The 13,225-nt window shown below is 42.5% G+C and carries 15 protein-coding genes and 1 pseudogene; 4 read left to right on the plus strand and 12 right to left on the minus strand.

Features of this window, described 5'->3' with window-relative positions; all coding sequences use genetic code 11:
• Positions 1-46 precede the first annotated feature (46 nt).
• From CFT61_RS02605 to CFT61_RS02610, 3 genes are all read right to left on the minus strand, one after another.
• Entirely contained in the window at positions 47-472 is a 426-nt protein-coding gene (locus CFT61_RS02605; protein WP_089542928.1) for an N-acetylmuramoyl-L-alanine amidase, read from the minus strand.
• 15 nt (positions 473-487) lie between these two features.
• Positions 488-592 carry a smalltalk protein gene (locus CFT61_RS16785; RefSeq protein ID WP_153096588.1) on the minus strand — a complete coding sequence of 35 codons (105 nt, stop codon included), beginning with the start codon at positions 590-592 and terminating at the stop codon, positions 488-490.
• Positions 593-664: 72 nt separating this feature from the next.
• Positions 665-1,303 (minus strand): DNA-binding protein, encoded by a 639-nt coding sequence (locus CFT61_RS02610; RefSeq protein ID WP_176425476.1) that lies wholly within the window; start codon positions 1,301-1,303, stop codon positions 665-667.
• A 1,067-nt stretch (positions 1,304-2,370) separates the two neighbouring features.
• Here CFT61_RS02610 and CFT61_RS02615 point away from each other — a divergent pair.
• The 3 genes from CFT61_RS02615 to CFT61_RS02625 all read left to right on the plus strand — a co-directional run bounded on the left by CFT61_RS02615 (position 2,371) and on the right by CFT61_RS02625 (position 4,882).
• The gene (locus CFT61_RS02615) at positions 2,371-3,483 is read left to right on the plus strand and encodes a replication initiation protein (RefSeq protein WP_089542929.1); all 1,113 of its coding nucleotides are present in this window, start codon (positions 2,371-2,373) and stop codon (positions 3,481-3,483) included.
• Positions 3,484-3,536: 53 nt separating this feature from the next.
• Positions 3,537-3,764: a DUF4248 domain-containing protein gene (locus CFT61_RS02620; RefSeq protein ID WP_089542930.1), complete on the plus strand. Its 228-nt coding sequence runs from the start codon at positions 3,537-3,539 to the stop codon at positions 3,762-3,764.
• Between the two features lie 233 nt (positions 3,765-3,997).
• Complete coding sequence (locus CFT61_RS02625) at positions 3,998-4,882, plus strand: Rpn family recombination-promoting nuclease/putative transposase (RefSeq protein WP_437176816.1); 885 nt, start codon at positions 3,998-4,000, stop codon at positions 4,880-4,882.
• A 79-nt stretch (positions 4,883-4,961) separates the two neighbouring features.
• On the opposite strand, the pseudogene CFT61_RS16485 reads toward CFT61_RS02625, so the two are convergent.
• The 6 genes and pseudogenes from CFT61_RS16485 to CFT61_RS02645 all read right to left on the minus strand — a co-directional run.
• A pseudogene (locus CFT61_RS16485) lies at positions 4,962-5,081 on the minus strand (DUF2179 domain-containing protein); the annotation flags it as partial.
• A gap of 381 nt (positions 5,082-5,462) precedes the next feature.
• Positions 5,463-6,044: an N-acetyltransferase gene (locus CFT61_RS02630; protein ID WP_254918825.1), complete on the minus strand. Its 582-nt coding sequence runs from the start codon at positions 6,042-6,044 to the stop codon at positions 5,463-5,465.
• A gap of 22 nt (positions 6,045-6,066) precedes the next feature.
• Positions 6,067-6,228: a hypothetical protein gene (locus tag CFT61_RS16790; RefSeq protein WP_171479883.1), complete on the minus strand. Its 162-nt coding sequence runs from the start codon at positions 6,226-6,228 to the stop codon at positions 6,067-6,069.
• A 293-nt stretch (positions 6,229-6,521) separates the two neighbouring features.
• A complete protein-coding gene (locus CFT61_RS02635) occupies positions 6,522-7,115 on the minus strand; it encodes an MtrB/PioB family outer membrane beta-barrel protein (protein WP_233546633.1) in 594 nt (197 codons plus the stop codon).
• A gap of 95 nt (positions 7,116-7,210) precedes the next feature.
• A complete protein-coding gene (locus CFT61_RS02640; RefSeq protein ID WP_089542934.1) occupies positions 7,211-7,963 on the minus strand; it encodes a LytR/AlgR family response regulator transcription factor in 753 nt (250 codons plus the stop codon).
• Entirely contained in the window at positions 7,960-8,625 is a 666-nt protein-coding gene (locus CFT61_RS02645) for a sensor histidine kinase (RefSeq protein WP_158577325.1), read from the minus strand. The genes CFT61_RS02640 and CFT61_RS02645 overlap by 4 nt, the downstream gene beginning before the upstream one ends.
• 592 nt (positions 8,626-9,217) lie before the next feature.
• On the opposite strand from CFT61_RS02645, the gene CFT61_RS02650 reads away from it, so the two are divergent.
• On the plus strand, positions 9,218-9,865 hold the full coding sequence (locus tag CFT61_RS02650; RefSeq protein ID WP_089542936.1) for a hypothetical protein: 648 nt from the start codon (positions 9,218-9,220) through the stop codon (positions 9,863-9,865).
• A gap of 511 nt (positions 9,866-10,376) precedes the next feature.
• Here CFT61_RS02650 and CFT61_RS02655 read toward each other — a convergent pair.
• The 3 genes from CFT61_RS02655 to CFT61_RS02665 form a co-directional block, all read right to left on the minus strand.
• On the minus strand, positions 10,377-11,270 hold the full coding sequence (locus CFT61_RS02655) for a YitT family protein (RefSeq protein ID WP_089542937.1): 894 nt from the start codon (positions 11,268-11,270) through the stop codon (positions 10,377-10,379).
• Positions 11,271-11,426: 156 nt separating this feature from the next.
• The gene (locus tag CFT61_RS02660; RefSeq protein WP_089542938.1) at positions 11,427-11,612 is read right to left on the minus strand and encodes a DUF4250 domain-containing protein; all 186 of its coding nucleotides are present in this window, start codon (positions 11,610-11,612) and stop codon (positions 11,427-11,429) included.
• A 147-nt stretch (positions 11,613-11,759) separates the two neighbouring features.
• Positions 11,760-13,211 (minus strand): NADH-quinone oxidoreductase subunit N, encoded by a 1,452-nt coding sequence (locus CFT61_RS02665; RefSeq protein WP_089542939.1) that lies wholly within the window; start codon positions 13,209-13,211, stop codon positions 11,760-11,762.
• Positions 13,212-13,225 lie beyond the last annotated feature (14 nt).

The raw sequence follows: 13,225 nt of genomic DNA on the forward strand, positions 1-13,225 counted from the left end.
CCCCCAACCTGCCAGAACATACGGGTTGGGAGAATTTCATGAGATGCTATGAAGCCAGCAGAGGCTGAAGCTTCGTGGCATCGAAGCAGGGACAGGCTTTCTGCATGCCCGGCAAATCGCGGTGACCCAGAATGGTCTTGATGTCCGGAAACTCACGGTGAAGACGGAGGATGAGAAGCTTCATCGCCTCCTTCTGGGCTGGCGTGCGGGTATCAGAAATGCAACCGCTCGGCGACAAACCGCCCTCGTAGCAGATACCGATGGAATGAGCATTGTAGCCCAAGGCATGAGCACCCATCCGCTCCACCGGACGGCAGGGATAAACCACACCTTCCAGGGTGATGTAAAAATGATAACCGATGTCGCGCCAACCGTTCACCACCACATGGTCGTGGCGCAACTGCTCTAGAGTGTACCGGTGATTGCAGCGGCTACCGCTGCAATGCACCACAATCATATCAATCTTTCTCATAAGCCGTCCTCCTCACTATAGGGTGCAGGATGATACACCCAGTGCCCCAAGCAGGGCGGTTAATACTGTCACCACAAACTTGATGACCTCGTTCAGTGTCTGTCTCTTCTTTTCTGTCATACGCTAAAGATTTTAAAGATTTAAATGAATAAAATTAAATGATACTTACTATGATGCCATGATGCAATGGTTCTACAAACTTACATTGTCACCATCAGAGCCTTCACCATCAGTACTGCCGCCCGTTGTACTGCCGCTCGTTGTACTGCCACCCGTTGTACTGCCACCAGAGGTATGCTCGCCGTCGGTAGAAGAATCGCCACCTGCAGAACTGTCGCCAGAAGTATTCTGCTTCTTGCTGGCAGCCTTCTTCACCTCCTCAATGTCAATCGTCTTGGCACCCTCCTTCTCAGCCTTCAATGCGGCACGCTGTACAGCACGGGATGCTACCTGTACAAACTCCATATTCTGGAATACAGAATAGAGTTCCGGACCTGGAGCATACTGGACGTTGACACCCTTGATATGAGTGTCGCTCTTGAAATCAGCGGCACTGTCAGCACCATCACTGACAATCTGCAGACGGAACTTGCCCAAATCACCAAACTCCACCTGGTTGCCACGCTGAAGCTCCAGTATCAGATTCTCTACCGCACTTACCAATACTGCGGTGACATCTGCGTAGGTAACCGTGGTCTGCATCGCAATCATCTTAGAGAACTTCTTGAGCGAAGTCTTCTCGTTCACCTGGGCACGGGCATAAAACTTACCCTTACCTGCATTCTTTCCAAACTTAGGAACGTACTTTACCAAACTGTAACTAACAGACATAATACTAAAAATTTAAATTGTTATTAAATGTTCGTGCATCGGACTCTTCCCGAATGCAATGGCAAAGTTACGAAACCGGCGAGGGGGCATCTGCACACTTTCGTCCGCTTCCGTCGTCTTCTGCACTCTTTCGCCTTCTTATGTTCACTTTTGCACTCTTTTATCAGGCACGCCAATCGCTCTTAGGAAAGATGAGTATCGTTCATCGGAAAGATGAGTATCGCTCATAGGAGCGACAGACCACGCTGATAGGAATGATGGGTATCGCTGATAGGAGCAGCAGCCACCGCTGATAGGAACGATGACTATCATTCGTAAGAACGTGATGCTTCACTGATAGGAGAATTGTAAACCATAGATATGATTGAGTAATCTTGCAGAAAGATGAACTTTTGCACTAGCAGGGAGAAGCGTAAGAAAGCAGTACTAGCAGGGAGAGGTTTAGTCACTACCAGGGTTTTTCACTCCTATTAGAAAGAGAATCTACCACTATCGAAGATAGGACAATGTTTATAAATATCTATCTATCAAGCTATTATATAGTTATTTTTCTTAATATACTATACCCATATAGCTAATAGATATACGATTTATACTTAGAATCACAATGCGTAATGCGCAAAAGAAAAAGTTTTTTTTCAAAAATAACAAGTAAAATGCATTTTTGGGGAATAAAATTTGTTTAAGTCAGAATAAATGATTACCTTTGCATCAAGAAAGTTAAGAGAATAGGAATTTCTCAGCTCCTGATGCTTTTGCCAGGGGAGCTACTTTCTAGTGAGGATTTTCCAACTTCGCTCATTGAGTAGGATTAGGGCCTGAAAAATGAGCATTCAATTTAGATCCTTACAAGGCATTATTGTGCCCGATTAATTCGATTTGAATTATCGGCACGGATGCGAAGTAAGGTAAAAAGTCGATGCAGAACCCCCTAAAGGTCAATGTATGTTGACCTGTTCTCCTCGAAAAAGTTGGAACTTTATTTTAATTCCGTGCCGTATTTCTATAATAACATCAAGAATCTCCTTCCCGGAAGGTGATTTAAACTTAAACAAAACAAAAGCAATATGGCAACAAACAATCAAAACCAGAAATCGGAAGAGCCCGAGCCCTTCCTAATGCCTTCTCCTAAACAGGAAAAAGACGTTATTACCATTATGGGGGTACAGGGACTGTCGCACAACGACTTTTCTACCCTCGAACTGAAAATCATGTTGCAGTTAATCAAGATATCCCAGAAATTGATTGACTTCAATATCCGTTTACACATCAATAGAGAGACCTTCATCTTTACTCCGGAACAGCGTGCAGCAGGTCATATCGACCTCTGCATAAAGCTCTCAGAGTTTGATCTGGCAGATACCCGACATGCTTCTCAGTTGCGTAATGCTTTGCTCCAGATGGCCAAACACCCTCTGGAACTAGCTTACAAATTGGGCGATCATACCTTCTACACCCAGTTTGATCACCTTTTTGAATGCAAGGTCTGCCAATATCAGGGCAGATGGTGGGTTAAACTCCGCTATGACCTCCATGCCTACCGTTTTTTCTTCAGTTTTGACAAGGGCGCCTGCCACATCGACCTGAATGTGGTGCGACTGTGCCGTGGTGCATCGAGCATCAAACTATATCTAATGATGAATTGCTGGGGTGCCAAGGGCTATACCATGGTGAAGCCCGAAAATCTGATGGCTTTGCTGCATGGCAGGAAGGACTACTACAAGACCTGGTCGGCACTCAAGAACAAGGCACTCGACTTTGCCTGCAAGGATCTGAAACGCCTCTACGACCAGAGAATTATCGACCAATACCCTGTATATCAGCCTTTCTATCAATCAGAAGAGGCAGAGACGCATCACCATATGCCCGATCATATCACCTTCACTTTTATAGACCGCGCAAATACGGGCGACACTTCGGGCGGCGCTACAGTTCCTGAGGAATTGCAGGGGGTACGTGCCCGACTGAAATGGCGTCTCTATACACAATATCACGTGGACGAGAAGATTGCAGTTCTAGAAAGCCAGCGCCTGGCACTCGATATGCAGGGAGAGCTGGAGGACTGGTTTCAGAAGAAAGACTACTTTATCCGTAAGTGCCAGCAGGAACATAGAAAGATCAATGTGGGTGCCTATATAGCCAAGGCATTGGATGGCTTTTTAAAGGATCATCATGCATAAAGAAGCCTCTTGCATAGATGACTCTTTGAAGAACACAAATGAGAATATAGATTATGGAAATATCGAATCGTATGTACAGCAAGACGGAATTGGGCTTGCTCTTTTTTCCGGAAGCCACCAGCAAGGCGACAGCTCGCCGCCATCTGATGGATTGGATCAAGCGTTGCATTCCTTTATGGGATGAGTTGAAGAAGCAGGGATACCTGGTTGGCTGCCAATATTTTTCGCCCCGACAGGTAGCTGTAATCTTTGAATATCTGGGAGAGCCGGACGAATGCTGACTCCTCCCGCCAGATGGTGTCTTCTTGAAGGTACCATTCTTATCGGTTGGTATAGGAATGGGAACAGAAAGAATCATCCCCCAACCTGCAAACTTCGGGCTGGGGGATTTGCATTATGTGATAGAAAGAGTTATGAATGTCTATCAGCCAGTTTTCCCGCTTTTTATTTGGTCGTTTCAGGAAAAAAGCGTAATTTTGCGGCGAAACTAGATGTTGAATTAAATGAATTGCGTATGAAACAGGTAGAAGAAAGATACATCAGCTTGCTGACCGACTTCGGCTTCAAGCGAATATTCGGAACGGCAATGAACAAGGATTTGCTCATTTGCTTCCTCAACAGCTTGTTTAATGGCAGACAGGTTGTGAAGGATGTGTCGTATCTGAATCCGGAGCATGTGGGAGATGTCTATACCGACCGCAAGGCCATCTTCGACGTGTATTGCGAAGGAGAAAACGGCGAGAAGTTCATCGTTGAAATGCAGAATGCCTACCAGGCTTATTTCAAGGACCGCTCCCTCTTCTACTCCACTTTCCCGATTCGCGAGCAGGCACCCAAGGGGAATGACTGGGATTTCAAGCTCAATCATGTCTATACTGTTGCGCTGCTCAACTTCAACATGAACGAGGATGCCTTCGACAAGGAGAAAATTCGCCATCATGTACAGTTGTGCGATACCGCTACCCACAAGATTTTCTACGACAAGCTGGAGTTTATCTATGTAGAGATTGCGAAATTCAATAAGACACTAGGAGAACTGGAAACGCTCTACGAAAAATGGCTCTATGCGCTGAAGAACCTCTATAAGCTTACCCAGCGTCCGAAGGAGCTGTGCGACAAGGTATTCGACCGTCTCTTTGAGGAAGCCGAGATTGCCAAGTTCACACCTCAGGAAATGAGGGAGTATGAAGCAAGTAAGATGGCATACCGGGATATCAAGAACTCCATTGATACGGCGAAGCAAGAAGGTCTTGCAGAGGGTATGGAATTAGGTATGGAGAAAGGTATGAACCAGAAAGCCCTGGATATTGCCAGGAATATGCTTGCTGATGGCGTTGACATCAATCTGATCATGAAGTATTCCGGTCTTACCCAGGAACAGATAGAAAAATTGAAATAAGATATTATCTTAGAGGTAACAGATAAGAAATCCCCCTATCCTATTTTTGCAAGCAGGATGGGGGATATTTTAGTTATAATTAAACTCCGTGTTCTTTCTTGGCTTTGTACTTAATCTTATCAAAATCCTCGCCATAAACACCGATAACGGCACTCTGACTGACAAAGGCATTCGGGTCTATCTCGCTGATAAGGCGGAAATTACATAGTCTTGTACAGACTTCCACAAGGGTCGAAGAGGAGTCATAATTAATTTATAATTTATAATTTATTCAAGTTTCGCAAGTGAATAAATATCAACTTGCTTGTTTATAAATATACTGAACTTTCGCATGTGGTTCAAGTACGGGCTGAAGGTCCACAAGAGGGTGTGTCATAAATCAACAGCTCGCAAGTCCGTTAGGCGTTAGGGTCCGTTAGGCGTTAGGGTCCGTTAGGCGTTCCTGCGGATTTGTAATCCGCAGACAAAAAAGGCTCGACCACTTTAAAGCGGATTTGCAATCCGCAGCCGTAGGCTTTTCATATCTCCAAATTCGTGATGCTGCGTTCTCGCTTGAGGCGGATTGCAAATCTTTTATTTGTTATTTTGTGCGAAGATAAATCAAATCAAAGTACATCAGTCGTGTCTTCATCGGCTCTATCGGAGTTGTTGGCTCTAGACCTTTGTTATGCAAAAAGGTCCATTCTTCCTCATCTGACGAAAACAAGAACTTGAAACCATTTCGTTGATAATATTCAAACACTTTCGGATGGTTGACGGCATCAACAATGACATATCGGCATCCTGTTTTATTCAATGGGTCTATAAACCATGATTTGATGAAATCCAACAATTCGTCTCCCACATGATGTCCACTGAATAAATCGCTTACTGCCAACTGTCCAACCAACACTGCTGGATACTGCGGTCTTCGCTTAGCATTCGGAATCTTTCTATTAAGCTTATTCCGAAGGTTTGAAGGAAGTGAATCTACTTTTACACTCGAATTAGCTACTGTAAATGCGCAGACTATTTCAGAAGTATCTGGTTTAACAAAACAATATGATTTTCCAAGCAACTGATAGGTATAGTCAGCATAGTCTTGGGTGAAGAACTCTGTTATGTCCTCATCCTTACAAGTGAAGCCTTTGCATAGCTGCAAGACTTCCTCTGTCAGTTCCATAAAATCACATTGCTCTAACATTTTAAATGTACAGTTTTGAACGTTTTAATATAGCACGTGCCTTGGCTACTTGCTTGGAGAAGTCAATGGAGCCACGCTTTTCCAATGCCTCATCAGCTGCTTCAACGAAACGAGCTGCTGCCTCACCATGAAGGACAGGTATTGTTTTAATTTCTATTGCCATAATCTTCTTGTTTTTAATGTTATGTACTTATTTAATCTGCAAAAATATGCTTTTATTTTCACTTTACCAAATTTTTTGTTAACTTTCTGTTGAATTTCTACGAAAAAATTCCAAATACCTACTTCATGCCATTTTATCGTCTCATTCTTTCCAATTCATCATCCTTTCGCATTTTGTCGTTCAACTTCTCCTGCATTCAGCAGTGTCACATACGATGCCGTTTGATGCAAACGCCTCACGAATGGTACTCAGTTGCACATGACTATCATCAAAGGCAATGACAGTAAACGAACTTAGAAAGTAACACCCACACCGAAAGAGATAGAATGTCTTATAGTGTCATCGTATTCACAGTCAAGATAATTCCCCTTTTCGTCAGACTGCAAGCTCATGATTCCATCATCAAATATTTTATAGTTATACGCTATCTGAAAGTTTAGTCCGAAATGAGCGGAAAACATCTTGGTATAGCCGATACCCAAATTCATCAAGAAGCCAGAATTGTAGGTGTCTTCTGGCTTGATGCCATATCCTAAATCTGTGAAGCAATAGGCATTCTTCAAAGTCTTGATAGGCTTGTATCTCAATGTGGCAAAGATGGGCAGAGTGTTATAGTCAAACTCTGTATATCTATCCCATCCAAAGCCGAGACCAGTTGAAAACTTATCACTTACATCATAGCGACCTGTAAAATGAATGGAATTTCCACCCATTTTATAATCACCACGTCCCCAATGTCCACTTCCATTTGTGTTTGAAGTTGAAAGTCCGAGATTATAGTGATAGTCTATGTCAAAATGAAACTTGCTTTGTGCGTAAACTTTGTTAGAGCAAAATGCTATCATCGAAATAGTAATACATACAATGCTTAAAAATCTATTCTTCATTATGTTTTATTCTTTGTTATCAACAGTTTTCTTTTTTGGATTAGGGAGTTTGCTAATGGATATGCAACCTCTCCTAAGCCAAGATATATCATAATTCATCTATCTAACCAATTCTTCAATTGTGTAAATCTGTCTTTGCTGACCACGATTCGCAAATCAGGGAAGCCATGAAGACTAATGGTCATTTTATATTTGAAGAAATTGGCGAGTTTATCTATGCTATCAATATTCACCATATATTGTCGGTTGACTCGGAAGAACAAATCGGGATTCAGTTGCTGCTCCAAATCATTCAAAGATTGATTGATGGTTACGGAATTACCAGAACAAAGGAATGCTCTAACAACACCATTCTCTGAGAAGAAATAGCTTATGTCCGTTGTCTTGATAAGTTTGAAGCCATCAAATATATGCACAAGGAAATGTTTTCTCCATTTCTTACCAACAGGCATCCCCATTTTCTCCATTAGGGCTGAGTAGTCTATGCTTTGATTACACATGGCTTTAGCTTTCGCAAGAGCCTTTTCTAATTCTTCATGCAATATCGGTTTCTGAAGATAAGCGATACCGTTGCTTTTGAATGCTTCTAAAGCATACTCGCTGTAAGCCGTGGTGAAAATAACAGGTGAAGTTGGGGCTATCTCCAAGAAAGCCTCGAACACATCACCGTCACCCAATCTAATGTCCGCAAAGATAATATCCTCATCATGCGGATTTTGCAGATAGTTTATGACTGCTTTCATCGTGGTCAGTGGTCCTTGTATCTCCAGAGAGTTGTCTATGTTTTGCAAGAGGCGCTTTAGTCTTGAGAATCCACGCTCTTCATCTTCTATGATTAAAACTTTCATGATTTTGATAAGATTGGAAGTTTGACTTCAAAATATTTATTATCGTTACTAACGACCAGTTCCTTTCCTAATTGACTATAGCGCAGACGCAAGTTTGACAATCCCTTTTGTGTTGTAGGTAAAGTGCTCTTTATCGGATTCACTACATTTCTAACGATAATATATTCGCCATGACAATACACTGAGATAGAAAGCGGACTTTCCTTAGTATGACAGTTATGCTTTATCGCATTCTCTACCATCATTTGTATCGCCAATGGTAAAGTCTTATTCTTGCATCTTTCCAGTTCTTCGGCAATTTCCACATGTATGGTATGAGGAGAACTTATCTCTTGAAGCTCACAATAGTTCTTCACGAAATGAATCTCTTCATGTACAGGCACCGTCTCATCATCCAAATGTGTGACTACATATCTGTAGATTTCAGAGAATTTCAGAGTGAAACTTTCTGCCTGTACAGGATTCTCCTCAATCAAGTCTGCCAACGTGTTAATGCTGTTGAATATGAAATGCGGATTCATCTGCTGACGCAAGAGATTATTGGTAAGCACTACGTTTTCCTTCTCTTTTCTGATGAGGATGGAACAATAATACATGCACGCATTCACCATGGTCAGCAATGTGGCGATTAATCCAAAAACATATAATCTGTCCCAATACACATCGTTCCCAGCATGCCAAAGATTATCAAATATGTTTTCAAATGCAACAGCCCAAACAGAATTGGCTAGCAGCAACAATAGGATATGGGTGGCAAAGCGAGGATAGCTTATCTTGTCTCTTACAAAGATGTTACCCAAGAAAAATGAAACCCACAAAGAAAACAATGTGTAAAAGGAACAATATGCAATGTCAAAGCACAAGTCTTCAATGGTGAGACCTGTGCCTACGAATGTTTCAAAGTCCATCAATCCCCACATTATGTAGGAAAAAATACAGGTGGCGATGGATATGATGCACCAATTCTTTATAAAACTATTATATTTGCTCATATTACTCATTTTTGTGTGCAAATTTAGTGCTTTTTTACGAAATTACCAATAGTTAGAGCTATGAAAGACGAAAAATCGCCCATGAATCCGTTATTTTCGCCTACAAACCATGTTATTGGGTAGTAGGACAAGATTCATCTGCAATTTATAGGGACTCATATCCCAATTTCTCCGACTCATGGTGATTGGACTTGCACGAACCGAAGTAACGTTATAATTTTGCATCCGAAAAATTTAATGTTTTATTAAAAATTGTATTTAAATGAATTTAATTGTGGTAAAGAAAGTGTTGAAGAGTAAAAACTACAAGATGCTTGTATGGGTATTCTTTATGCTAATAGTATTGGCATCTTGCTCAAAAGATGACGAGCCAGAAGAAGTTATATATCATCAGAGTTATGTTAAGGGAAAGTTGAACGACACAGAAATCTCAATGAATGATATTAACGCCTTGGTTTCTTCTACAAAATCAGATTATAATTTTATTGTCAGAGAAAATGAAGAGAAGGTCTCTATGTTTGACTGGAAGGTAAAACTTGTAGATACACCAGATTCTGTTGTTACCCTTTGCCTTCATCTTGATAATATTTCAAGGACTAATTGTATGATAGCGTCACCTAACAATGACCCTACATCTGTTCAAACAAAGGACAAATGCTATATTACCGTAGAGAATCCAAGAACAGAAAATACTGTTACTTACACTCCTACGGAGCATTCTCAGATTTCTACCGAATGGAATTATTTTACGGTTACACCAGACCCTATAACCGAGAAACATAATGGCGTGACGTGGGATTATTCAAGTCGTGTTTGGTCTGGCATTGATGGCAGACTCTATGGGACGTTCACCAATAGTTCCGAACTCAATCAGACTATAAAACTTGACATTAATTTCAAGTTATATTAAACGTCATAAAACAAAGATGTGCCAAGAGCTTCCAAGCTTGGCACATCTTCATTGCCTTTTTTCTACCCATAATATCTATACAACAGAGACCTATTCCCTATATCGTCGTATCCACGTATAAACTTTACCTACTTCAAGGTATTGCAAATATTCGCTGAAATTCGTACCCTTGCAGCCGATTTTGATCGGTATAGCATTTACGGATATGACTGCATCGGATTAAGAATATGGCTGCATCGGGTTACAGATATTACTGCGTAAGCTAACGGAGACGTATCTGTAAGCTTATCGAGACGTCTGCATCAGCTAACTGAGACGTCTGAACTCGCTTACTGAAATACTTGAATTGTCTTACTGAACTACTTGAGTTGCTCGACTGAACTACTTGAGTTGCTACCCTTCCACTGGACTTACTTAACCCGTACTTGCTCTTTTGGTAAAGTGAGGGTGTGTCATAAGTTTATGATTCACCCTCTTGACTTTTCCTGATGCACAAAAAAAGCACGGAATATTAAACTCCGTGCTCTTTTTTGCTTTTATATTTAATCTTGTCAAAACCTTCACCATAAACACCGATAACGGCACTCTGACTGACAAAGGCATTCGGGTCTATCTCGCTGATAAGGCGGAAAATGGCTGGAGCCTGGCGCTGCTTGGCAAGCACGAAAAGCATCTTCACATCCTGACCGGAATAGAAACCGCTGGCATTCACCACCGTTACTCCCCTATCGGCATCAGTATTGATGCGCTTGCCTATCTCCTCATACTTCTGCGAAATGATGAAGAACTGTACACTTCTACGGCGACTGTTCACCACCTGGTCGATGCAGAATGCCTGAACGCAAAGAACCACATAACCATATAACACTTTTTCCCAATCGTGAACCACCAGATAGCTGGAACTGATGATGAAAATGTCGCATATCATAATCACTCTACCTAAGGAAATGTCGCGATACTTGTTGACAATGGCGGCAATGATATCCGTACCACCCGTACTTCCACCAACAGAGAAACCGAGTCCGATTCCGCAGCCGCAGAAAACGGCACCCAGGAAAGCAGCCCATAAAGGTTGGTTTTCCAAGAGATGAATATCGCCTAAACGACTGGAGAAGAAGGAGGTCAAGGCGGTTACCACGATGACGGCATAAACGGTCTTGACGCAGAACTTAGCTCCCAAAATCTTGAACGCACATATTAATAAGGTGGCGTTGGCGATGAAATACGGAATTTGCACAGGGCAACCGGTTGCCCAATAGATGATACTGGAAATACCAGGCAATCCGCTTGCCGTCACATTGGTTGGCAAGAGGAATACGTTCCATCCAATGGCGTAGGATATCATACCTATCGCAATCATTACATAGTCTTGTACAGACTTCCACAAGGGTCGAGGAGGAGTCATAGTTAATTAATAATTTACAATTTATATATTTTTTTTAAAGCTTTTGCCCTTACAGGGCGTTTTTAAATGCAATTATTTTACCCAGGGTGTTGCCCTGGGCTAGGAGCTTCTGCCCTTACAGGGCGTGCTGACTATACTTTTCTGGGCGTGTGGGGTTTACCAGAATTTCTTCTGCTGCTCTGACCACTCAAAGCCTTGGGTAGCCATTTTGGTTTCTAATGCTGCACGGTTCACATTGAAGTGATTACAAATTTCATCGAGTGTTTCAAACTCGTGGTCACGAAGCAGGAAGTTGATGGCACTTACGAGCATCGGAACATCATTCATCGGTAACTTATCCATTTTTCAATTGATAATTAATAATTTATAATGTATAATGGAGGCACCATGCCTCTAATCGGGTGCAAAGGTACAGCTATTTTTAGACAAAACAAAAAAAAATCCCGGCAATCTTTACCGATTGCCGGGATTTTATAAATTATTGATGATTTACGCATTCGCTGCCACTGAAATCCAGTCGAATACGAATGAACAAACACCGAATGCTACGATACCTACCGTGCAGATAGCAAGCGCCAACTTGGTTGAGAATGCGCTCTGGAAAGTAGGAAGCGGATTATCGCTATGCTTGATGAACATCGCCTTCACGATGAGCAGATAGTAGTACAAGCTCAATACGGTGTTAACCAAGGCAATGAATACGACGCCGTATGCCCAACCACCGAGGGTGGTATGGATATCAGCTCCCTGTACCGCTGCCATGAACACGAAGAACTTAGAGAACATACCTGCAAATGGAGGAATACCACCCAATGAGAACAATGCCAAAGTCATCAGGAATGCCAGACGTGGATTGGTTTTGTACAAACCATTGTAGCTGTCCATCTGAACTGTACCGTTGTTGTGCTCCTCAATAGATGAGATGATGGCGAAGACACTCAGGTTGGCTACTACGTAAATCAATACATAGTAAGTCAGGGCTGTAACGCTCATCGCTGAGTTGCCTACCACTGCCAACATGATGTAACCTGCCTGAGAGATAGAAGAGAATGCCATGAAACGCTTCAGGTCGCTCTGACGGATGGCAAACAGGTTGGCGATAGTGATAGAAAGTACAATCACGATGTAGAGCAATACGGTCCAGTACTCTACCATTGGCTGGAACACCTTCATGAGGATGGCGCAGAGTGTGAACGCAGCAGCACCCTTAGATACTACTGACAGATAACCAGTAACAGTAGTTGGTGCACCCTGGTATGAATCGGCTGTCCAGAAGTGGAAAGGAACCAAGGAAATCTTGAAGCCGAGACCACTGAAGAAGAATACCATACCAGCGATGGTCAATGGAGACGCAGTGATGACATTAGCCATATCCTCGAAGTACAAAGTACCGCAAGCTGCATAGAGCAGAGAGATACCGTAGATCATCACACCGCTAGAGAAAGTAGCGGTCAAAACGAACTTGGCACCTGCCTCAGCAGAATGGTGACGATACTTATCGAATGCTACCAAGCAAGCCATTGGCACAGATGCCATTTCGAGGCCGAGGAAGAACAGGAGGAAGTGGTTGGCACTTACCATCATGTTCATACCGAGCAAGGTAGAGATAATCAACATATAGAACTCACCCTCCTTGAAGGCTGTGTCCTTACGGCTCAACCACTCCTTAGCCTGTACCAACACGATGAGGGTACCCAGAGCCAGGATAGTCTTCAAGACACCGGCAGCAGGACCCGTGGTGTACATGCCGCCAAATGCCTCTGCGGCTTCTGTAGGATAGATGTTGAAGCAGATGTGAGCCAACATCAAGAGACATACCAGAGGATTGAACCACTGACGGTCTGAGTTCTTGGAACTGCAGAAGTCAGCAATAAAAGTGATCAACAGAACTACCATCAAGGAAGCTTCTGGAAACATATTTAAAAATTGACTGTAATTCATTTCTTCTGATATTT

It is taken from the genome of Segatella copri, from assembly GCF_002224675.1.
GTDB classification, from domain to species: domain Bacteria; phylum Bacteroidota; class Bacteroidia; order Bacteroidales; family Bacteroidaceae; genus Prevotella; species Prevotella copri_U.